Source organism: Kitasatospora sp. NPDC005856 (assembly GCF_040629945.1).
GTDB lineage: Bacteria > Actinomycetota > Actinomycetes > Streptomycetales > Streptomycetaceae > Kitasatospora.
The window spans coordinates 78,761-100,084 of sequence record NZ_JBEXWT010000028.1; the positions used below are offsets into that span (position 1 = coordinate 78,761).

Here is a 21,324-nt window from a genome sequence, read left to right on the forward strand (position 1 = left end):
GAAGGTCAGAGGACCTTGGCCAGGAAGGCCCGGGTGCGCTCGTGCCGCGGCCGGTCCAGGACCTCGGCGGGCGGGCCCTGCTCGACCACCACGCCGCCGTCCATGAAGACCACGGTGTCGGCGACCTCGCGGGCGAAGCCGATCTCGTGGGTGACCACGATCATCGTGGTGCCGCTGCGGGCGAGGTCCTTGATGACGTCCAGCACCTCGCCGACCAGCTCCGGGTCGAGCGCCGAGGTGGGCTCGTCGAACAGCAGCACCTTGGGCTCCAGCGCCAGCGCCCGGGCGATCGCCACCCGCTGCTGCTGCCCGCCGGACAGCTGCCGGGGGTAGGCGGCGGCCTTGTCGGCCAGCCCGACCCGCTCCAGCAGGGCCAGCGCCGCCGCCCTGGCCTCGGCCTTCGGGCGGCGCAGCGCGGCCACCGGCGCCTCGACCAGGTTCTCCAGCACGGTGAGGTGCGGGAACAGGTTGAAGTTCTGGAACACGAAGCCGATGCCGGTGCGCTGGCGCAGCACCTCGCGCTCCCTGAGCTCGTACAGCCGGTCGCCGGAACGGCGGTAGCCGATCAGCTCGCCGTCGATGGCGACGTGGCCGCGGTCCAGCTTCTCCAGGTGGTTGATCGCGCGCAGCAGGGTGGACTTGCCGGAGCCGGACGGGCCGAGCACCACGGTCACCGAGCCGACCGGGACGTCCAGGTCGACCCCGCGCAGCACCTCCAGCCGGCCGAAGCTCTTGTGCAGTCCGCGGACCTGCACCATCGGGGCGGCCGGGGCCGGGCCGGAGGGGTTCGGCCCGGGCTTGGTCAGGGTGGTCACGACTGTCCTCCGGAGGTATGGGCGGCGGCGGGCCTGGTGCGGGCCGGCAGGCTCCGGGCGAGGGCCCGGAGGCGCTGCCACGGGGTGGGCGGCGGGGTGCGCTCGGCACCGCGGGCGAAGTGGCGCTCGACGTAGTACTGGCCGATCGAGAGCGCGGTGGTCAGCAGCACGTACCAGACGGTGGCGACCATCAGCAGCGGCACCACCCGGCCGGTGCGGCCGTAGATGACCTGGGCCTGGTAGAAGAGCTCGCCGATGGCCATCACGTAGACCACCGAGGTGCCCTTCAGCAGGGAGATCACCTCGTTGGCGGCGGCAGGCAGGATGCCGCGCATCGCCTGCGGCAGCACGATCCGCCAGCCCTGGCGCCACCGCGGGATGCCGAGCGCGGCGGCGGCCTCCCGCTGGCCGGAGTCCACCGCGATGATGCCGCCGCGGATGATCTCGGCGGCGAACGCGGCCTGGTGCAGCCCGAGGCCGAGCACCGCCGCACCGAGCGCGCCGAGCACGCCGACCGTCTCGACGTCGCCGAAGGTCGGGCCGAACGGGATGCCGATCCCGAACCGCTTGTAGAGGTAGGAGAGGTTGAACCAGAACACCAGCTGGACGATCAGCGGGATCGAGCGGAACACCCACACGTAGGCCCAGGCGATGGAGCGCAGGATCGCGCTGCGGGACAGCCGCATCGCGGCCACCGCGGTGCCCAGCAGGAAGCCCAGCACGGTGCCGTAGGCGGTGAGTTCGAGGGTCCGGCCGATCGCCCGGAGGATGGTGTCGGCGGTGAAGTAGAGCCGGAACGTGGCCCAGTCCCAGCCGGGGTTGGTGGCCAGGCCGTGGGCGAACTGGGCGAGCACGACCAGTGCGGCGATCCCGGCGGCCCAGCGCCAGGGGTGCCGGGCGGGGACGGTCCGCAGGCCGGCCAGTGCGTCGAGGTCGAGGGCGGCGGCCGGTCTCGACGGGGCGGGTGGTGCTTCGGTGCTGACGGTCATCGGGACTCCTTCGACGGGCCCTGGGCTCGGGCGGGCGCGGGCTCAGGCGGGCTCGGGCTCAGGCGGGCTCGGGCTCAGGCGGGCTCGGGCTCAGGCGTGCTCGGGCGGGCTGATCTGCGACTCCTTGATCGCCGACTCGGCGACCCCCCACTTGCGCAGGATCCGCTCGTACGTCCCGTCCTTGATCAGCTGGTTGACCGCCGCCTGGAGGGCCGGGGCGAGCTTCGAGCCCTTCTTCAGGGCGAAGCCGACGTCGAGGCGGTGGAACTCCCCGAGGAAGCGGGTCCCGGAGGCCTCCTGCGCGGCCTGGTGGCGCAGGCCGTTGATGGTGGACATCTCGACGTCCACCCGGCCCTGCTGGAGGCTGGTCAGCAGGGCGCCGCTCTCGCTGAACGCCTTGACCTCGTACGGCTTCTTCCCGGCGTCGGTGCAGACGCCCTTGCGGCTGTTGAGCGTGGTCTCGAAGGTGGTGCCGGCGCCGGTGCCGACGGTCAGTCCGCACAGCTGGACCAGGTCGGTGACCGGCTGGATCGCGGTGTCGTCCTTCTTCACCGCGAAGCCCTGGCCGTCGTCGATGTAGGTGACGAAGTCGATGGTCTTCAGCCGGGCCGTGGTGACCCCGAAGTTGCCGGTGCCGACGTCGTACTTCCCGCTGTCCAGGGCGGGCAGGATGGTCTCGAAGGCGGCCTCCTCGCGCTGGACGGTCAGACCGAGCAGCTTGGCCACCGCGTCGGTGAAGTCCACGTCGATCCCGGCGGGCTTCTTGGAGACCTGGTCGACGTAGAACGCGGTGGGCGGCGAGCCGAAGGCCGAGCCGAACTTCAGCGTGCCGGCCCTGCGGACCTCCTCGGGCAGCAGCGCGGCGGCGGCCTCCGACCTGGTGAGGCCGGAGACGAGGTCCTCGGTGGCGGTGGCGGCCGGACCGCCCGCCACCGCCGCGCCCGCGATCTTCGGGTCCGAGCCGCAGGCGGCCAGGGCCAGGACCGGCAGCAGGGCGGTGGTCGCGAGCAGGCGGCGGCGGACGGTGCTGGTTCTCACGGGGGGGCCTTTCAGGAGGTCGGGGCCAGGACGGCCAGGGGCTTCTCGAAGGGGAGCAGGCCGACGGTCAGGGGGTCGGCCGAGACGTCGAACAGCGGGGTGTAGCCGGCCGCGAGGTAGAGGTTCCTGGCCTCGGGCTGGCGCGGGCCGGTGGTGAGGTGGATACGGGTGTAGCCGGCCGCGGCCGCCGTCCGCTCCAGCTCGGCTAGCACCCGGCGGGCCAGACCCCGGCGCCGGTGCGCGGAGTGCGTCCACATCCGCTTCACCTCGGCGGTGTGCTCGTCGTAGCGCTTGTAGGCGCCGCCGGCCACCGGTTCGCCGTCCTCCAGCAGGAGCAGCAGCACGCCGTGCGGCTCGGCGAAGTCCTCGGCCGGGTAGCGGGTCATCTCCAGGCGCGCCTCGGGGCCGTACCGGGTGACGTACTCGTGGGTGAGCTCGCGCAGCAACGGCTCGACCAGCGGATCGTCGATGGCGGCCTTGCGGAAGACGGCCGCCGGCGACGGACTCACGCCTGCACCGCGATCAGCTGGTGGCGGTCGCGCTCGGCCTGCTCGGCCTCGGCGGTCCGCTCGGCCCTGGCGGCGTCCCGCTTGGCGACCTCCTCGCGGACGATCGGGATGACGTACCGGCCGAAGTCGATCGCGTCGTCCAGCAGGTGGTAGCCGCGCGCGGAGAGGATGTCCACGCCGAGGTCGTAGTAGTCGAGCAGCGCCTGGGCGACCGTCTCCGGGGTGCCGACCAGCGCGTTGGAGTTGCCCGCCGCGCCGGTGGCCGCGGCGGTCGGGGTCCACAGGGCGCGGTCGTAGCGCTCGCCGGCCTCGGCGATCTCCAGCAGCCGCTGGGAGCCGGTGTTCTCGGGTGCCGCCCCGGGTACCGCCGCCCCGGGGCCCGCGCCCGGCCGGCCGGCACCCCGGCGGGCCCGGATCGCGGCCACCGTCCGGTGCGCCTTCTCCCAGGCCAGCTCCTCGGTCGGCGCGATGATCGGCCGGAACGCCACCTGGATCCGCGGCACGTCGGTGCGCCCCGCGGCCCGGGCCGCCTCCTTCACCCGCTCGATCTGCTCGGCGGTGCGGGCCAGCGGCTCGCCCCAGAGGCAGTAGATGTCCGCCTCGGCGCCGCCGGCCGCGTAGGCCGCGTCCGAGGAGCCGCCGAAGGAGACCGCCGGGCGCGGCTGCTGGACGGGGAAGACGTCCGAGACGAAGTCGTTGAAGCGGTAGTGCGGGCCCTCGTGGTCGAAGGGCTCCCGGCTGGTCCAGGCCTTCTTGACGATGCCGATGTACTCCCGGGTGCGCTCGTAGCGCTGGTCCTTGGTCAGGAAGTCGCCCTCGCGCTGCTGCTCGTGGTCGTTGCCGCCGGTGATGAAGTGCACGGTCAGCCGGCCGTCGCTGATCCGGTCGAGGGTCGCGAAGGTCTTGGCCGCGAAGGTCGGGTAGGAGACGTTCGGCCGGTGCGCCAGCAGGATCTGGAGGCGGTCCAGGTGCGAGGCGAGGAAGGCCGCCGCGGCCGCGGGCTCCGGGGCACCGGCCGCGTAGGCGAAGAGCACTCGGTCCCAGCCGTGGTCCTCGTGCGCCCGGGCCAGCCGCAGGGTGTAGTCGCGGTCGAAGGCGGCGGTGGTGCGGGCGGTGGTCTCCGAGCCATCGCCGGTGGCGGCGATGCCGAGGAATTCGACGGGCATGGCGGAACCTTTCGGGTGGGCGGGACTCCGGTGGGCCGCGGGTGGGCAAGCCGGAGGCGGCCGCGGCGGGGCGGCCGTCGAACAGGTGACGGTGACGGGGTGCGGAAGGACTGCCGGAGTGCTGGCGGGCCGGAGCGCAGTGCGAAGTCGGGGGCGGCAGCGAGGGCCTGACGCGTCGCCGGTCGTCGACGACGGATCCGGGCCGCGAAGGGGCGAGCCGAGGGAGGGCTCCCCGCCGGGAGATCAGGCCGGACGGACGGCCGACTGCCGGGTCAGCCGCGACACGCCGCGGACCACACCCGACCGAAGTCGATGTGGTCGCGGCTGACCAGGGGCTGCTCGGCGTACATGGCCTCAAGTTGAGCAGTCGGCCGATCGGTCCGTCAACCGTCCATCATTGCCGCACTGTTGCGATCTCCTGTCACTTCTCCGACACGCTTCCACTCGGCCCTCCCCGGCCCCGATCGCCCTTGACAGCCGTCGATCGCGCATGCGTACGATCGGCACGGAGTGCAGTGCAATGCGCCGGCCGTGTTGAGGGACGCGGGCCGCGCCCGCGTACGTGACCACCGCCGTACCTCTCCCCGCCCGCACTCCGCCCAGGAGCCGCCGCCATGGCCACCCCGCAGGACGTCCTGCCCTCCCCCGCCCTCGACCGACCCGCCGAACCGCCCTCAGCCGCGCCGCCCACCACCGAGGCCCGGATCGTCGCCCGCCGCAAGCCCGGCCAGTGGGCCGCGGCCGGCGTCGCCCTGCTGCTGGCCGCGATGGCGGTCAACTCGGTGATCCGCAACAAGGCCTTCCAGTGGAGCCTGGTCGCCGACTGGTTCACCGCCCGGTCCGTGCTCGACGGGCTCGGCCTGACCCTCTGGCTGACGGCCGTCACCCTCGCCCTCGGCTTCGTGCTCGGCACCCTCCTCGCCACCATGCGGCTGTCCGCCAACCCGGTGCTGCGCACGCTGAGCTGGGGCTACATCTGGGTGTTCCGCTCCACCCCGCCGCTGGTGCAGCTGCTGTTCTTCTTCAACATCGGCGCGCTCTACCCGACCCTCGGCCTCGGCGTCCCCTTCGGCCCCGAGTTCGTCACGGTCAGGACCGTCAACCTGATGGGCCCCACCCTGACCGCCGTCATCGGCCTCACCCTGCTGGAGACCGCCTACGCCGCCGAGGTGATCCGCGGCGGCATCCTCTCCGTCGACCGCGGCCAGCTGGAGGCCGCGTCCGCGCTCGGGCTCGGCCGGTGGCGGGTGCTGCGCCGGATCGTGGTGCCGCAGGCGATGCGGGCGATCGTGCCGAGCGCCGGGAACATGCTGATCGGCGCGCTCAAGGGCACCAGCATCGTCAGCGTGCTGGCCGTCTCCGACCTGCTCTACTCGGTGCAGCTGGTCTACCTCCAGTCGTACCAGGTCATCCCGATGCTGGTGGTCGCCACCCTCTGGTACCTGGTGGTCACCACCCTGCTGTCCATCGGCCAGTACTACGTGGAGCGGTACTTCGCCCGGGGCGCCACCCGCGACGGCCTGCCGCCCACCCCGCTGCAGCGGGCCCGCGCCGCCTTCGTGAAGGTGGCGAAGGCATGACGTCGACGCTCGTGATCGTCGGCGCCGGCCCGCGCGGCACCGGACTGCTGGAGCGGATCGCCGCCAACGCCGCCGAACTCCTGCCCGCCGAACGACCGTTGGCGATCCACCTGGTCGACCCGTACCCGCCGGGCGCGGGCCGGATCTGGCGCGACGACCAGTCCCCGCTGCTGCGGATGAACTCCATGGCCGAGGACGTCACCATGTTCACCGACGAACGCTCCACCCTCGAAGGGCCGGTCCGACCCGGCCCCTCGCTGGCCGAATGGGCCCAGCGGCAGGGGGAGTTCGCACCCTACCGGGAGGTCGCCGACCCGGACGTGCGGGCCGAGCTGCGCACCCTCGCGCCCACCGACTTCCCCACCCGCCGGGCCCAGAGCGCCTACCTGGACTGGGTGTTCCGCCGCGCCGTCGCCGACCTGCCGGCGCACGTCACGGTCACCGTCCACCGCGACACCGTCCGGCGGATCGAGGGCCCCGCCGACGGCCCGCAGACCGTCCACCTCACCGACCGGACGCTGACCGCCGACCACGTCGCGCTCACCCTCGGCCACCTCGACTCGGCCCCGCACCCGCGCCACGCCGCCGACGCCGAGTTCGCCGCCCGGCACGGCCGCTTCCACCTCCCGCCCGCCTACTCCGCCGACGTGGCCGCCGAACTCGCCGGCCTCGCCCCCGGAGAACACGTGGTGCTGCGCGGCCTCGGCCTCGCCGCGGTGGACCTGGTCGCGCTGCTCACCGAGGGCCGCGGCGGCCGCTTCGAGCCCACCGGGGACGGGCCCGCGCTGCGCTACCACCCGTCCGGCCGCGAGCCGGTGCTCCACCTCGGATCCCGGCGCGGCGTCCCGTACCACGCCAAGACCGACTACCGCCTCCAGGGGCCGCCGGCCCCGCTCCCCCGGTACTTCGACGCGGCCGCCGTGGACGCCGTGCTCGCCACCGGCGGACAGCTCGAACTACGGCGCGACTTCTGGCCGTTGATGGCCAAGGAGGTCGGCTTCGGGCACTACCACGAGCTGTTCCACGCCCACCCCGAGCGCACCGCCCTGCCCTGGACGGAGTTCCTCGACCGCTACGACCGGCACGGCTGGTACAGCCCCGAACTCGCCGCCCTGGTCGCCGAGGCCGTCCCCGACCCGGCCGACCGGCTCGACTTCGAACGGCTCGACCACCCGCTGGCCGGGCTCGAACTCGGCACCGACGAGGAGCTCCAGGCGCATCTGCGCGGGTACGTCACCGCCGACGTCGACCGCCGCGCCGACCCGGCGCACAGCGCCGACCTCGGCGCCTTCCTCGCCCTGCTCTCGCTGTTCGGCCAGCTCCCCCGGGTCATGACGAGCGGCCGGCTCACCGCCCGGTCGCTCGCCGAGGAGGTGGACGAGTGGTTCTTCGGCTACTTCAGCTTCCTCGCCTCCGGCCCGCCCGGCTTCCGGCTGCGCCAGCTGCTCGCCCTCTCCGAGGCCGGGGTGGTGCGCTTCCTCGGCCCGGACGTGCGGGTCGAACGGGACGGGGCGAGCGGCACCTGGCGGGCCCGCGGCACCACCGTGCCCGGCCATCACGTCACCGCGACGGCGCTGGTCGAGGCGTACCTGCCCAAGCACGCGCTGGCCCGCACCCTGGATCCGGTGCTGCGCGAGCTGCACCGCACCGGCCGGATCGTCGAGGAGGTGGTCACCGACCCGGACTACACCCACCGCTCCGGCCTGGTCACCATCGCCCCCGCGGACAGCCGGCTGCTCGATCCGGCCCTCGGCGGCGCCCCGCACCCCCGCCGCACCGCCCTCGGCCCCCACACCAGCCTGCGCGCGGCCGCCGCCTTCGCCCGCCCGCGCACCGACGCCCCGGGGTTCCGGCAGAACGACGCCGCCGCCCGCGCCCTGCTCCACGCCCTGGCCGCGCTCCCGGCGACCCCGGTACTGGCGGCGTGAGCGGCGCGAGCGCCCTGAACGCCACGGGCGCCCTGACGGCGGCGGTCACATCGAAGGACCGAAGATCTCCTCCACCAGGTCCTCGTCCGAGACGTGGTCCGGTGCGTCGAAGACCACGTCCGCGACGCCCTTCAGGCCGACCCCGCGGTCCAGCGCGTCCATGCAGGCCCGGGCCTGCTCGTCGGTGGCGAAGTCCCACACCCGCAGCCGCCGCACCAGCACCAGCGCCTCCATCGGGCTCATCCGCGGCGTCCGGCGGCGCTGCGCCGGCCCCTTGCGGCCGGCCTGGGCCAGCCGGTGCTGGTAGCCGGTCAGGTCCTGCCAGGCCTGCACGGTGCTCGGGTGGTGCTCGCCCAGCACCCGGGCGAGGTCCGGCAGCAGCCCGTGCAACTGGATCACCGCGCCCTGGAGGTCGCCCCGGTTGGCCTGGTGCAGCGCGAGGTCGTGCCGGGCCTTCAGGACCCTGGGGTCGTACGGGCCCCAGGCGGCGTGCAGGTCGGGCAGCAGCTCGTTCATCAGCCGGATCGTGGTGACCGGCGCACCGCTCTCGCCGATGCACCAGACCAGGTGGTAGCGGGCGCCGAGGGTGTCCGGGTCGATCGGGCCGAGCGCCGAGCGCATGTCGCCCACCAGGGCGGTCAGCAGCCGGATCGCGCCGTTCAGGTCCCCGGTCCGGCTGAGGTACCAGGCGAAGTCCCGCCAGGTGCACAGGGTGTCCCGGTCGCTCGCGCCGAGCGCCGTCACGCACTCCTGGGCGAGCGTCTGCAGGAGCATCGCCGACTCGCCGGCCGTCGCCGCCCGGTACGCGGCCGACCGGCGCTCGCGCAGCCCGGCCCGTACGGACTCGGCCGGCGGCGCGGCCGTCACCGGCGGCGTGGTCAGCGGCGGCAGCACCGAGGGCACGGCGGGCGGCGGCGTGGGCGGCACGGCAGGCGCGGGCACGGGCGGCACAGCAGGCGCGGGCGCGGGCACGGGGACGACCGGCGGGGCGCTCGGCTGCGGTGGCACCACCGGCCCCGGGCGCTCCACCACGGTCGGCACCGGCGCCGGTGCGGCCGCCCGGCCGTCCTGCCGCCCGGCCGCCTCGGCGAGCCGCCGCTCGACGGTACGGGCGTCGGCCGGCCGGTCCGCCGGGTCCTTCGCCAGCAGCTCCGCCACCAGCCCGGCCACCTGCGGCGGCAGCCCGAACTGCGCCGGGTCCAGCGGCTTCGGCGCCTCGTTCAGGTGCTGGTACATCAGCACCGGCGTCGAGTCCCCGCCGAACGGCCGCGCTCCGGTGAAGAGTTCGATCAGGACGCAGCCCAGCGCGTAGAGGTCGGCCCGCCCGTCCACCCGGCCGCCGGTCCAGCGCTCCGGCGCCATGTACGCCGGACTGCCGACGATCGTCCCGGTGGTGGTCAGTCCGCCCGCGCCGGTGTCCAGCTGGGCGATGCCGAAGTCCAGCACCTTCAGCCGGCCGGAGTCGGTGATCATCACGTTGTCCGGCTTGATGTCCCGGTGCACCATGCCCGCGTCGTGCGCCGCCGCCAGCGCTGCGCTGATCTGCCGCCCCCAGCGCAGGCTGAGCGCGGGCTCGGGCACCCCCGCCAGCAGCACCTCGGTGAGGGTCCGCCCGGTGAGCAGTTCCATCACCAGGTAGGTGACCTCCTCACCGCCGAGTTCGCACTGCCCCAGGTCGTGCACCGTGACGATGTGCGGGTGCGAGAGGTTGCCGGCCGCACCGGCCTCCCGGACGAACCGCAGCGCGGCCTTGGCCCGGTCGCCGCCGTGGTGCCCGATGACCTTGACGGCCACCGGCCGCCCCATCCGGGTGTCCCGGGCCCGCCACACCACCCCGAACCCGCCCTGCCCGAGCTTCTCCACCAGCTCGTACCGGCCGTCCAGGACGTCCCCGACTCGCACGCTCTCCCCTCCCGCCATGACGCCCAGACTCTACCGACGACGCTGCGCCCGCCGCGGAGACGGCCCTCCCCCTGCCGGAGGCCAGGTGGAAGGATGGAACCGACCCCCGCGACGGTGCGGGCGGCGCGAACCAGCAGAGCCCGAGGAGAGCGGCCATGGCCAAGCAGGCCCCGCAGAGCGACCCGGCACAGGACGCCCCCGAGGTGTCCGCGCCCCAGCACGCGGCCGCGGGGCTGCCCGCCGTCGGCCACAGCCTGCGGATGGCCGCCGAGCAGATGGGCGCCCGCCGCACCCTGGCCACCCTGCTCAAGGTCAACCAGCAGAACGGCTTCGACTGCCCCGGCTGCGCCTGGCCGGAGCCGGACAAGCCGCACACCGCCGAGTTCTGCGAGAACGGCGCCAAGGCCGTCGCCGAGGAGGCCACCGAGCGCCGGATCCACGCCGAGTTCTTCGCCGCCCACCCGGTCGCCGACCTCGCCGAGCGCTCCGGTTACTGGCTGGGCCAGCAGGGCCGGCTCACCCGGCCGATGCTGCTCGACGAGGGCGCCACCCACTACACGCCGATCTCCTGGGACGACGCCTTCGCGCTGATCGCCGAGGAGCTGAAGGCCCTGGAGACGCCGGACGGCGCCGCGTTCTACACCTCCGGCCGGACCAGCAACGAGGCCGCCTTCGCGTACCAGCTGTTCGCCCGCCGGCTCGGCACCAACAACCTGCCGGACTGCTCCAACATGTGCCACGAGTCCTCGGGTTCGGCGCTCACCGAGACGCTCGGCGTCGGCAAGGGCAGTGTCAGCCTCAAGGACCTCTACCAGGCCGACCTGATCATCGTGGCCGGCCAGAACCCGGGCACCAACCACCCCCGGATGCTCTCCGCGCTGGAGCGCGCCAAGCGGGCCGGCGCCACCATCGTCAGCGTCAACCCGCTGCCGGAGGCGGGTCTGGAGCGGTTCAAGAACCCCCAGCACGCGCGCGGCCTGGTCGGCCACGGCACCAAGCTGACCGACCTCTTCCTGCAGATCCGCCTCGGCGGCGACCTCGCGCTGTTCCGCGCACTGAACCGGATCGTCCTGGAGCAGGACGGTGTCGACCGCGACTTCGTCGCCGAACACTGCTACGGCTTCGAGGAGTTCGAGGCCCAGGCGCGGACCACCGACCGCGCCGGGGTGCTCGCCGCGACCGGACTGCCCTGGGAGCAGATCGAGGAGCTCGGCCGGCTGGTGCTGAAGTCCGAGAAGATCATCGTCTGCTGGGCGATGGGCCTCACCCAGCACAAGCACGCCGTGCCGACCATCCGCGAGGTGGTCAACTTCCTGCTGCTGCGCGGCAACGTCGGACGTCCCGGCGCCGGAGTCTGCCCGGTGCGCGGGCACAGCAACGTCCAGGGCGACCGGACGATGGGCATCTTCGAGCGCCCCGCCACCGCCTTCCTGGACGCGCTGGGCAAGGAGTTCGGCTTCGAGCCGCCGCGCGAGCACGGCCTCGACTCGGTGGACACCATCCGCGCGATGCGGGACGGCAGGGTCGGGGTCTTCTTCGCGATGGGCGGCAACTTCGTCGCGGCCACCCCGGACACCGAGGTCACCGAGGCCGCGATGCGCCGCTGCCGGCTGACCGTCCACGTCTCCACCAAGCTCAACCGCTCGCACGTGGTCACCGGCGCCCGCGCCCTGATCCTGCCCACCCTGGGCCGCACCGACCGGGACGTCACCCCGCGCGGCGCCCAGTTCGTCAGCGTCGAGGACTCGATGGGCCAGGTGCACGCCTCGCGGGGCGGCCTGCGTCCGCCCGCCCCCGGGCTGCTCTCCGAGACCGCGATCGTCTGCCGGCTCGCCCGCGCCGTGCTCGGGCCGCAGGACACCGTGCCGTGGGAGGACTTCGCCACCGACTACGACACCCTGCGGGAGCGGATCGCCCGCGTCGTACCGGGGTTCGAGGACTACAACGAGAAGGTCCGCCGCCCCGGCGGCTTCACCCTGCCGCACGGCCCCCGGGACACCCGCACCTTCCCGACCGCGACCGGGAAGGCCAACTTCTCCGTCAACCCGCTGACCGCCCCCGAGGTCCCGCCGGGCCGGCTGCTGCTCCAGACCCTGCGCTCGCACGACCAGTACAACACCACGATCTACGGCCTCGACGACCGCTACCGCGGCATCAAGGGCGGCCGCCGGGTGGTCCTGGTCAATCCCGCGGACGCCGACGAGCTCGGGCTCACCGACGGCGGGTACGTCGACCTGGTCGGCGAGTGGAGCGACGGCGTGGAGCGACGCGCCCCGCACTTCCGGGTCGTCCACTACCCCGTCGCCCGCGGCGGCGCGGCGGCCTACTACCCCGAGACCAACGTCCTGGTGCCGCTCGACTCCACCGCCGACATCAGCAACACCCCCACCTCCAAGGCCGTCGTGATCCGCTTCGCGCCCGACAGCGGCGAGTAGCGGCCGACCGGCCGGCCCGGACAGCGCGGAGGCCGCCCCACGTCGGTGACGCGGGGCGGCCTCCGCGTTCCGGCCTTCGCGTTCCAGCCTCGGTGCCGCGGCCTCGGTGCCGCGGCCTCAGTGCGTCGGCGTGCCCAGCGGCAGCGTGGCCGTCGCACTGCCCGGCGCCGAGGCGGTCGCCGAGCCGGTGCCGCCCGGGCCCTGCGTCGGGGTGCCCGTCCCGGTCGGGGTGGGCGTGCCGGTGCCGCTCGGAGTGCCCGGGGTCCCGGTCGGGGTCGGCGTGCCCGGCTCGGTCGGCGTGCCGGTCGGGGTCGAGGTGGGCGTGCCGCCCGACGGCGTCCCCGGGTCCGTCGGCGTACCGCTCCCGCCCGGGGTGGTCGGCGTCCCGCCCGGCGTCTCCGGCACGGCCGGCGGCGTCACCGCGCCGCCCGGGGCCGGCGGGGCCGGCACCTGGTGGCCCGGGCTCGGTGCTATCGGCGTGACGGAGTCCCAGCCCGCCGGGAGGTCGGGCACCTTCCAGGCGCCGCCGGCGTCGTCGGCCGAGTCGGACGGGTCGGGGCGGACGGCGCCGAGGATCGGCATCGAGCCGATCGGCGAGATCTTGATGAACGCCCCGGGCCGCGGCGCCTGCACGATCAGCCCGCCGCCGATGTACATCCCGATGTGCGAGGCGTCCTGGAAGTACACCACCAGGTCCCCGGGCCGCAGCTGGTTGAGCGCCACGTGCGGCAGCTGCGCCCACTGCTCCTGGCTGGTGCGCGGGATCGGCTTGCCGGCGTGCAGCCAGGCCTGCGAGGTGAGGCCCGAGCAGTCGTAGGCGTCCGGGCCGGTGCCGCCCCACAGGTACGGCTTGCCGACCTGCGCCAGCGCGAAGGCGATGGCCCCGCGCCCCTGGAGGGAGGGCGTGCGCTCGCCCTTGCCGAGCGCCCCGGAGGCGAGGAACGCGAGCTGCGCCTCGTCCGCCTTGGCCTTCTCCAGCTGCTCCAGCTCGGCCCGCTGGGCGCCGGTCAGCGAGGAGACGGCCTGCTCGACCGCGGCGAGGTCGGCGGTCGCCTTGGCCTTGGCCGCGTCCTGCTGGGCGACCAGCGTCCGGGAGGTCGCCAGCGCCTCCTCGGTCTGCTTCCTCAGCCCGTCCAGCGCGTCCCGGTCGCTCTTCAGCTTGTCCAGGAACTCCGACTGCGAGCGGCTGGCCGAGGCGAGCAGCTCTGCGATGACGACCGCCTCGTACGGGTCCTTGGAGAGCAGCAGTTCGGCGTAGGCCGACGCGGCGCCGTTGCGGTACTGCGCGGCGGCGAGCTGCGAGGCGATGTCGGTGCCGGCGTCGACCTGCTTCTGCTGGCGCTCCACCCGGCCCTGGAGGTCGGTGAGCGCGGTCTGCTGCTCGGCCACCTTGGCGACGGCGCCGTTGTACTGCTCGGTGGCGGCCTCGGCGCTCTGGTAGAGCGCGTGCAGCTGGTCGAGCAGCGGGCCGAGGGTGGCCTTGGCGGCGGCGAGCGGGTCGGCGCCCGCGACGGCCTGGCCGGCCCCCGGGTCGGGCGCGGCCCAGGCGGCCTGGGCGCCCACCGGCAGCGCGAGCGCCGCGGCCGCGAGGACGGCTCCGCAGCGCAGTGCCGCCCGGACCCAGGGGCGTACGCCTGCCGTCCCGGCTCTCTGTCCCGCCCCGCCCATGGTCTGGCCCTCCCCGCCGCGCACTGCCCCTGTCCCGGCTTCCCGGATCCCGCAGATCCTCCCACGGGTTACTCGCCGGAAACAGGGCGCATGCGGACCGGGAGGTTAATTCTCGATTGATCTGTGAGACAGCTCTCAACAAATCGTGCGGAACCGGCACGTTCTTCGCTAATGTCCAGCTCAGCGCGGCCCAGGTCACCTCGATGAAAGCAAGTGGTCACCCGGAGTCAACCATCGGAACCACGATTCCCGGCTCAGTTCACCTTCCGTTTACCAAGCAGACCTACGGTCACAACGTCATCAACGTCCGTGCGACAACTACGACGATTGTTTGGGTATGGAACACATCTCGTTCCTGGTGGCCGTTGTGATCATCACGGCGCTCGCCTTCGACTTCACCAACGGGTTCCACGACACCGCCAACGCGGCCGCCACCGCGATCGCGACCGGCGCCCTTCGTCCGAAGGTCGCGGTCACCATCGCGGCTCTGCTCAACTTCGCGGGTGCGTTCCTCTCCGTGAAGGTCGCCACCACCATCTCCGGCGGCATCGTCAACGAAAAGGCCGGCGTTCACCCGGAGATCATCTTCGCCGCCTTGGCCGGCGCGATCCTCTGGAACCTGCTGACCTGGCTGCGCGGTCTGCCGTCCAGCTCCTCGCACGCTCTGTACGGCGGCCTGATCGGCGCCACGATCGTCGGCGTCGGCATGAACGGCGTCAACTTCGACACCGTGGTCACCAAGATCCTCATCCCGGCGGTCGCCTCCCCGTTCGTCGCCGGCCTGGCCTCCTGGGGCGCCACCAAGCTGGCGTACGCGATCACCCGCAAGGGCGACGCCGCCACCACCGAGAAGGGCTTCAAGACCGGCCAGGTCTTCTCCTCCTCGCTGATCTCGCTCGCGCACGGCACCAACGACGCCCAGAAGACGATGGGCATCATCACCCTGACCCTGGTCTCGGTCGGCGCCCTGCCGCACGGCGCGCTGCCCCCCACCTGGGTCATCGTCTCGGCCGGCGGCGCGATCGCGCTCGGCACCTACATGGGCGGCTGGCGGATCATCCGCTCGATGGGCAAGGGCCTGGCGGACATCCGCCCGCCGCAGGGCTTCGCCTCCGAGTCGGCCGCCGCGACCGTCATCCTGACCTCCTCGCACATGGGCTTCGGCCTCTCCACCACCCAGGTCTGCTCCGGCGGCATCATGGGCGCCGGCCTCGGCGGCCCGAAGGGCGAGCTGCGCTGGAGCCTGGTCCGCCGCATGGTCTACACCTGGGGCCTGACCCTGCCGGCCGCCGCCGTGGTCTCCGGCGGTGCTGCCCTGCTGGCCGAGCAGGGCAGCTGGGGCGTCGCCCTGGTCGGCGCCGTGCTGGTGGCCGGTGCGGGTGCGATGTGGCTGATCTCCCGCCGCCAGCCGGTCGGCGCGGACAACGTCAACGACGTGGACGTCACCCCGGTCGAGGTCGCACCGGCCGGCGCCGCCGCGAACACCCCCACCCCCGCCTCGACCACGGTCGCGGCCTGAGCGCCGATCGCTGAGGAGCTCTCACCATGCACATCAAGTGGAACGCCCTGGCCCAGACCGCCGGGGTCAGCTTCGGCATCACCGTCGCCGTGGTCTGCGTCTTCGCGCTCGGCATCCTGGCGCTGTCCCGCCGCGAGGCCGCCGTGGCCGCCGTCCGTGAGGGCGGCGATGGCGCCGGGGCCGCGGGCGGCGGCAGGCTCGCCCTGGCCGGCGCGTGCGTCTGCTTCGCGCTGTGCGGCGGGGTCGTCCTCTACGGGCTGTCGCTGATCGCCGGCAAGTAGCCGTACACAGGCCGACGGGCCGGGGAGTGCCTGCGCACTCCCCGGCCCGTTCGCGTGTCCCGACGGCCCCTCAGCCCTCCTGGGTGGTGCTCTTCAGCGCCGTCTCCCGGATGAAGAGCACGGTCACGAAGGCCAGCGCCGCGAACGGGGCGGCCCACAGGAAGACGGTGCCGACGCCGTGGCCGAAGGCGTCCGTCACCAGCGGCACCAGCGGGGCGGGCAGCTTGGCGAGGTCCGGGATGCCGCCGCCGGAGGCCGCGGGCGAGGCCGGGACGTGCGCCGCGGCGAGGTTCTCGGCCAGGTAGTGGCCGACCTTGTCGGTCATCAGCGCGCCGAGTGCGGAGACGCCCATCGCGCCGCCCATGGTGCGGAAGAAGGTGACCACCGAGCTGGCCGCGCCGAGCTCGTGCCGGGGCACCGTGTTCTGCACCGCGAGCACCAGGTTCTGGCTGGTCAGGCCGAGGCCGATGCCGGTGATCGCCATGTAGACGGAGAGCAGCACGTAGTCGGTGTCGGCCCGGGCGGTGCCCAGCAGCCCGAAGCCGATGGCGAGCAGCGCGGTGCCGGAGACCAGGTAGGCCTTCCACTTCCCGTACTTGGTGATCAGCCGGCCGGCCACCGCGGAGGAGACCGCCAGGCCGAGGATCATCGGCAGCGTCATCAGGCCGGCCGTGGTCGGGGACTTGGCCCGGGCCAGCTGGAAGTACTGGCTGAGGAAGGTGGTCGCGCCGTACATCCCGACGCCGACCAGCACGCTGGCGACCGCGGCCAGGACGACGGTGCGGTACCGGAAGAGGCTCGGCGGGATGATCGGCTCGGCGGCGCGGCGCTCGATCACGACGGCCAGGGCGCCCAGCAGCACGCCGCCGCCGACCATGGCCGCGGTCTGCCAGGACAGCCAGGCGTAGTTTTTGCCGGCCAGGGTGATCCAGATCATCAGCAGGCTGACCGAGGCGGTGATGACCAGCGCGCCCAGGTAGTCGATCTTCGCCCGGCGCTTGACCACCGGCAGCTTGAGGGTGCGCTGCACCACCAGGATCGCGACCAGCGCGAACGGGATGCCGACGTAGAAGCACCAGCGCCAGCCGAGCCAGGAGGTGTCCACGATGATGCCGCCGATCAGCGGTCCGCCGATGGTGGCGAGCGCGAAGACGGCGCCGAAGTAGCCGCTGTAGCGGCCGCGCTCGCGGGCCGGGACCATCGCGGCCAGGCAGATCTGGCCGAGCGCCACCACACCGCCGGCGCCGATGCCCTGGAGCGCGCGGCAGGCGATCAGCTCGCCGGTGTTCTGCGAGAGGCCGGCCAGCGCCGAGGTGCCGATGTAGATCAGCAGGGCGATCTGGAGCAGCAGCTTCTTGCTGACGAGGTCGGAGAGCTTGCCCCAGATCGGGGTGGAGGCGGTGAGGGTGAGCAGGGCCGCGGTGATCACCCAGGTGTACGCGGACTGGCCGCCGTGCAGGTCGGCGAGGATGTGCGGCAGGGCGTTGGAGACGACGGTCGAGGAGAGCACGGCCACGAAGAGGCCGAGCAGCAGGCCGGAGAGCGCCTCCATCACCTGCCGGTGGGTCATCTGCTGGCTGTCGGCCGCGGCGGTTCCGCTCGCGGCCTCGGTGGTCACGGTCATCTGGGTCCTTCGACGAGGCGGCGCGCGGGCGCGCGGGACACGCGGATCATGAAAGTTCGTTGCCGTAAGCAACCATAAGCCGAGATGGTTGAATTAGGCAACTTTCTTCAAGGGAAAGTAAAGCCTCGCCCACGACCCCGATCGCCGCGCCGGCGACCGCCGGATCACTCGGCGGTCGGCTCCTCCAGCACGTCGTTGAAGCGGTGCAGCAGCTCCGCGAAGCGGTCCACGTCCTGCGGCGACCAGCCGCCCATCACCTCGCGCACCCGCCGCATCCGGGCGTCGTGCGCGGCCAGGTAGCGCCGCCTCCCGTCCTCGGTGAGCGAGACCAGCGCGGACCGGCGGTCCAGCGGATCCGTCTCCCGGGCCACCAGGCCCAGCTCCTCCAGCGTCCGGATCTGCCGGCTCACCGTCGCCTTGCCGATCGAGAAGTGCGCACCGGCGTCGGTCACCCGCACCGGCCCGGCCTGCTCGATGTAGCCGAGCAGGCTGTACGCCATCCCCTCCAGCCCGGGGTGCACCCGCCGTGAGAGTTCCGCCACTCTGGCCCGGCCCCGCCGGAACATCAGCGCGACCTCGCGCTCCACCGCCACCAGGGCATCCTCGTCACTCACCGCGCCAGTATCGCGCAGCCGCCCCGGCCGCGCCCCGGCGCGGGAGGTGCGACAAGCCAACTACTTCATGGTATGAAGTATCGGTTCTGGAAGTACCGTTTTTCCCCGTTACGCAAGGAGATGTGGATGGCAACCCCGGGGCAGGGTTTCGTCGCCGAACTGAAGAGTGCGGTCACCCCGCGCGCGGCACTGCTCGTGATCGGCGTGCTGCTGCTCCAGCTCGGTTTCATCACCTCCTACATCGGGGCGCTGCACAAGCCGGCCCCGCAGAACCTCTCCATCGCGGTGGTCGCCCCGCCGCAGGTGACCCCCAAGCTGGTCGGCGCGCTGGAGTCGGTGCCGAACGACGCCGTCCGGGCCGTCACCGCACCGGACGCCGAGACGGCGATCCAGCAGATCAAGGACCAGAAGCTCTACGCCGCGCTGGTCGTGGACCCGACCTCCACCCAGGACACCCTGCTGGTCGCCGGCGCTCGCGGCACCTCGGCCGCCAAGGCCGCCGAGTCCATCACCACCGCGATCGACCAGACCCAGGGCCGTACGGTCAAGGTCCAGGACGTGGTGCCGCTCGACGAGGGCGACACCAACGGCCTCTCCGCCTTCTACCTGGTGATCGGCTGGTGCGTCGGCGGCTACCTGGTCGCCTCCATCCTGGGCATCAGCGCGGGCTCCAAGCCGGCCAACGTCCACCGCCTGCTGATCCGCCTCGGCGTGCTCGCGGTGTACTCGATCGGTGCCGGCCTGCTCGGCACGCTGATCGCCGGGCCGGTGCTGGACGCCCTGCCGGGCTCGGTCCTCGGCCTGAGCGCCATCGGCGCGCTGGTGGTGTTCTCGGTCGGCGCCTTCACCATGGCGCTCCAGTGCCTGTTCGGCATCATCGGCATCGGCATCGCGGTGCTGGTCTTCGTGGTGCTCGGCAACCCGAGCGCCGGCGGGGTCTACCCGGCGCCGATGATGCCGCCGTTCTGGCGGGCGATCGGCTCCTGGATCCCGAACGGCGCCGGCACCGGCGCGGCCAAGTCGGTCGCCTACTTCGGCTCCACCAACCTGGGGCTGCCGATCCTGGTCCTGGTGATCTGGGCGCTGCTGGGCATCGGCGTCGCCCTGCTGGCCGTCCTGCGCGGCCCGCGGGCCGAGGACCGCGACCCTGCCTCCGTCGAGGCCTGACCGGCCCTGACCCGTCACCGAGCCCCCGGCCACCACGGCCGGGGGCTCGGCGCGTTCCCGGGCCGGTCCCCCTCACCCCGCGGCGAGCGGCCCCGGGTCGGCCACGATGGCCCGGACGACCCGCACCGCCGCGCCCAGCAGCGGGCCCCGGCGGCCCAGCCGGGAGACCGTCAGCCGGTCCTCGGACCAGGGCCGCGCCGTCACCCGGGCGGCCAGTTCGGCCCGCATCGCGGGCAGCAGCCAGGGCGCCAGCCGGGCGTAGCCACCGCCCAGCAGCACCTCCGCCGGGTCCAGCAGGTTGACCGCACCGGCGGCCGCGGTGCCGAGCGCGGCACCGGCCCCGGCCAGCGCCGCGAGGGCCTCCTCCTCCCCGGCCCCGGCGCGGTCGGCGAGCAGCGTCACCCAGTCGCCCCGGGCGCCGGACAGGCCGGCCGCCCGCAGCACCGCCGCCTCGCCCGCGTACTGCTCCAGGCAGCCGTGCGCCCCGCAGGCGCAGCGCGGCCCCTCGGGGTGGACCGGCACGTGGCCGAACTCGCCGGCGAAGCCGCCGGCCCCGCGCAGCAGCCGGCCGCCGACCACGATCGCCGCGCCGACCCCGGCCTCGGCGGAGACGTACAGGAAGTCCTCCGGGCCCTCGCCCAGCCAGCGCTCGGCCAGTCCACCGAGGTTGGCCTCGTTGTCCGCCTCGATCGGCAGCTCGGCCAGGCCGCCGCCGGCCGTCCGCAGCGCCGGGCGCAGGACGGCGGCCAGCGGGACGTCCTGCCAGTCCAGGTTGGCGGCCCGCCGGAGCACCCCGCCCGAACCGCCCACCAGCCCGGGGACCGCCAGGGTGAGCCCGGCCGGGCGCAGCCCCGACTCGCTGACGGCCCCGCGCAGCAGGTCGGCGAGGTCGGCCATCACGGCCGCGGGCTCGCGCCCGTGGTTGGAGACCTCCCGGCGCCGCCAGGCGCGGACCTCCCCCCGCAGGTCGATCACGCAGGCGCCCAGGTGGCGCACCCCGATCTCGGCGCCGAGGCCGCCGGGCCCGTCCGGGTTGAGGCCGAGCGCGGTGCCGGGGCGGCCGACCTTGCCGCTGGGCGCGGCGGGGCCCTCCTCGACCACCAGGCCGTCGGCGATCAGCTGTTCGGCGAGCGAGGAGACGGCGGCCCTGGTCAGGCCGGTCCCGGCGGCCACCTCGGCGCGCGAGCGCGGTCCGCCGGCGATCGTCCCGAGCACCAGGGCGAGGTTGGCCCGGCGCATCCCCTGCTGGCTGGCGGGCCCGGTCCGGACGGGGTCCGGCTCGTGCATAAGGCTCACCTCGCCCCTTTACGGCACATCCCGTGGCATCTCGGGTGCAGCGTAACCGGGTTCCGGGGGCGCCGTCGTGGGCGCCGGGGCGGGCCCGGCCGGAGTCCGCCCGGCGGGCGGGGCGAAGACCCACCGCCGCATCGCCCAGTAGCGGAACAGCATCGCCGCGAAGGTGCCGACGACCATTCCACTGAGGAAGTCCGCGACCTCCTGCCGGAACGGCCCGACGTACGGCTCGCGCAGGTCGAGCAGGTAGCGGGAGACCACCAGCGGCACGTCGTTGACGGCGATCGCCACGGCGCTGACCAGGACGAACATCAGAGCCTCGCGCTGCCGGCCGGCGGCCCGGAAGGCCCAGCAACGGTTCAGCACGTACGAGACGACGGTGCCGATCAGGGTGGCGACGGTCAGCGCGACCACCGGTTTGTGCTCCAGCACGGTGAACTTGAGCTCGAAGTCGACCACCGTGGTGAGCACGAAGCAGCCGCTGCCGACCAGCAGGAACTTCACCAGTCGGCGGTGCCGCACCAGGAAGGGGCGCAGCCGGTCCGGCACCCGGGCCAGCGCGCGCTGCGTGGGGGACGGCATCTCCGCAGTCTCGCACGCGGGGATGCCGCCGGCCCTTCAGGCCATCGGTGGCCCGCTCGGGTCGCCGGTGGCCTGCGGAGCGTCGGCTCCCCGGTTCCCCGGGCCGCCTGACCGGTCGCCCGGGCCGCCGGTCAGGCCGGAGGCGGCGTTGCGGATGGCCCCGCCGGTGCCCAGCGGCTCCCGCTCGGTCAGGTAGACGAGCTCGATGCCGTAC

General features: G+C 73.8%; 17 protein-coding genes. 6 read left to right on the forward strand and 11 right to left on the reverse strand.

Features of this window, described 5'->3' with window-relative positions; translation table 11 throughout:
- Nucleotides 1-5: 5 nt before the first annotated feature.
- The 5 genes from ABZ449_RS19045 to ABZ449_RS19065 form a co-directional block, all read right to left on the reverse strand.
- A complete protein-coding gene (locus ABZ449_RS19045; protein WP_360347060.1) occupies nucleotides 6-758 on the reverse strand; it encodes an amino acid ABC transporter ATP-binding protein in 753 nt (250 codons plus the stop codon).
- Nucleotides 759-811: 53 nt separating this feature from the next.
- Nucleotides 812-1,804 carry an amino acid ABC transporter permease gene (locus ABZ449_RS19050; protein WP_360347018.1) on the reverse strand — a complete coding sequence of 331 codons (993 nt, stop codon included), beginning with the start codon at nucleotides 1,802-1,804 and terminating at the stop codon, nucleotides 812-814.
- Nucleotides 1,805-1,894: 90 nt separating this feature from the next.
- A complete protein-coding gene (locus ABZ449_RS19055) occupies nucleotides 1,895-2,842 on the reverse strand; it encodes an ABC transporter substrate-binding protein (protein WP_360347020.1) in 948 nt (315 codons plus the stop codon).
- Nucleotides 2,843-2,853: 11 nt separating this feature from the next.
- The gene (locus ABZ449_RS19060) at nucleotides 2,854-3,351 is read right to left on the reverse strand and encodes a GNAT family N-acetyltransferase (RefSeq protein ID WP_360347022.1); all 498 of its coding nucleotides are present in this window, start codon (nucleotides 3,349-3,351) and stop codon (nucleotides 2,854-2,856) included.
- Entirely contained in the window at nucleotides 3,348-4,517 is a 1,170-nt protein-coding gene (locus tag ABZ449_RS19065) for an LLM class flavin-dependent oxidoreductase (RefSeq protein WP_360347024.1), read from the reverse strand. Before ABZ449_RS19065 ends, ABZ449_RS19060 begins: the two co-directional genes overlap by 4 nt.
- Nucleotides 4,518-5,131: 614 nt before the next feature.
- Here ABZ449_RS19065 and ABZ449_RS19070 point away from each other — a divergent pair.
- Together ABZ449_RS19070 and ABZ449_RS19075 are read left to right on the forward strand one after the other, a co-directional pair.
- Nucleotides 5,132-6,097: an amino acid ABC transporter permease gene (locus ABZ449_RS19070; protein WP_360347026.1), complete on the forward strand. Its 966-nt coding sequence runs from the start codon at nucleotides 5,132-5,134 to the stop codon at nucleotides 6,095-6,097.
- Nucleotides 6,094-8,025, forward strand: a complete 1,932-nt coding sequence (locus ABZ449_RS19075) for an FAD/NAD(P)-binding protein (RefSeq protein ID WP_360347028.1) — start codon at nucleotides 6,094-6,096, stop codon at nucleotides 8,023-8,025. The genes ABZ449_RS19070 and ABZ449_RS19075 overlap by 4 nt, the downstream gene beginning before the upstream one ends.
- 45 nt (nucleotides 8,026-8,070) lie before the next feature.
- On the opposite strand, the gene ABZ449_RS19080 is transcribed toward ABZ449_RS19075, so the two are convergent.
- Nucleotides 8,071-9,927: a serine/threonine-protein kinase gene (locus ABZ449_RS19080; RefSeq protein WP_360347030.1), complete on the reverse strand. Its 1,857-nt coding sequence runs from the start codon at nucleotides 9,925-9,927 to the stop codon at nucleotides 8,071-8,073.
- 155 nt (nucleotides 9,928-10,082) lie between these two features.
- Here ABZ449_RS19080 and ABZ449_RS19085 point away from each other — a divergent pair, with 155 nt between their 5' ends.
- Nucleotides 10,083-12,362, forward strand: coding sequence for an FdhF/YdeP family oxidoreductase (locus ABZ449_RS19085; RefSeq protein ID WP_360347032.1), 2,280 nt, complete (start codon nucleotides 10,083-10,085; stop codon nucleotides 12,360-12,362).
- Between the two features lie 117 nt (nucleotides 12,363-12,479).
- Here the strand turns inward: ABZ449_RS19085 and ABZ449_RS19090 are convergent, their stop codons facing one another.
- Complete coding sequence (locus ABZ449_RS19090; RefSeq protein WP_360347034.1) at nucleotides 12,480-14,030, reverse strand: NlpC/P60 family protein; 1,551 nt, start codon at nucleotides 14,028-14,030, stop codon at nucleotides 12,480-12,482.
- Between the two features lie 337 nt (nucleotides 14,031-14,367).
- Between ABZ449_RS19090 and ABZ449_RS19095 the strand changes: the two genes are divergently transcribed.
- Nucleotides 14,368-15,549 carry an inorganic phosphate transporter gene (locus ABZ449_RS19095; protein WP_360347036.1) on the forward strand — a complete coding sequence of 394 codons (1,182 nt, stop codon included), beginning with the start codon at nucleotides 14,368-14,370 and terminating at the stop codon, nucleotides 15,547-15,549.
- Between the two features lie 26 nt (nucleotides 15,550-15,575).
- A complete protein-coding gene (locus tag ABZ449_RS19100; RefSeq protein WP_360347038.1) occupies nucleotides 15,576-15,830 on the forward strand; it encodes a hypothetical protein in 255 nt (84 codons plus the stop codon).
- 70 nt (nucleotides 15,831-15,900) lie between these two features.
- On the opposite strand, the gene ABZ449_RS19105 is transcribed toward ABZ449_RS19100, so the two are convergent.
- Complete coding sequence (locus tag ABZ449_RS19105) at nucleotides 15,901-17,454, reverse strand: MFS transporter (RefSeq protein ID WP_360347040.1); 1,554 nt, start codon at nucleotides 17,452-17,454, stop codon at nucleotides 15,901-15,903.
- A gap of 164 nt (nucleotides 17,455-17,618) precedes the next feature.
- Entirely contained in the window at nucleotides 17,619-18,068 is a 450-nt protein-coding gene (locus ABZ449_RS19110) for a MarR family transcriptional regulator (protein ID WP_360347042.1), read from the reverse strand.
- Nucleotides 18,069-18,194: 126 nt separating this feature from the next.
- Here ABZ449_RS19110 and ABZ449_RS19115 point away from each other — a divergent pair, with 126 nt between their 5' ends.
- Nucleotides 18,195-19,235 (forward strand): ABC transporter permease, encoded by a 1,041-nt coding sequence (locus ABZ449_RS19115; protein WP_360347044.1) that lies wholly within the window; start codon nucleotides 18,195-18,197, stop codon nucleotides 19,233-19,235.
- Nucleotides 19,236-19,307: 72 nt separating this feature from the next.
- Here the strand turns inward: ABZ449_RS19115 and ABZ449_RS19120 are convergent, their stop codons facing one another.
- Together ABZ449_RS19120 and ABZ449_RS19125 are read right to left on the reverse strand one after the other, a co-directional pair.
- Nucleotides 19,308-20,522 carry an ROK family transcriptional regulator gene (locus tag ABZ449_RS19120; protein ID WP_360347046.1) on the reverse strand — a complete coding sequence of 405 codons (1,215 nt, stop codon included), beginning with the start codon at nucleotides 20,520-20,522 and terminating at the stop codon, nucleotides 19,308-19,310.
- An 18-nt stretch (nucleotides 20,523-20,540) separates the two neighbouring features.
- Complete coding sequence (locus ABZ449_RS19125) at nucleotides 20,541-21,110, reverse strand: GtrA family protein (protein ID WP_360347048.1); 570 nt, start codon at nucleotides 21,108-21,110, stop codon at nucleotides 20,541-20,543.
- Nucleotides 21,111-21,324 lie beyond the last annotated feature (214 nt).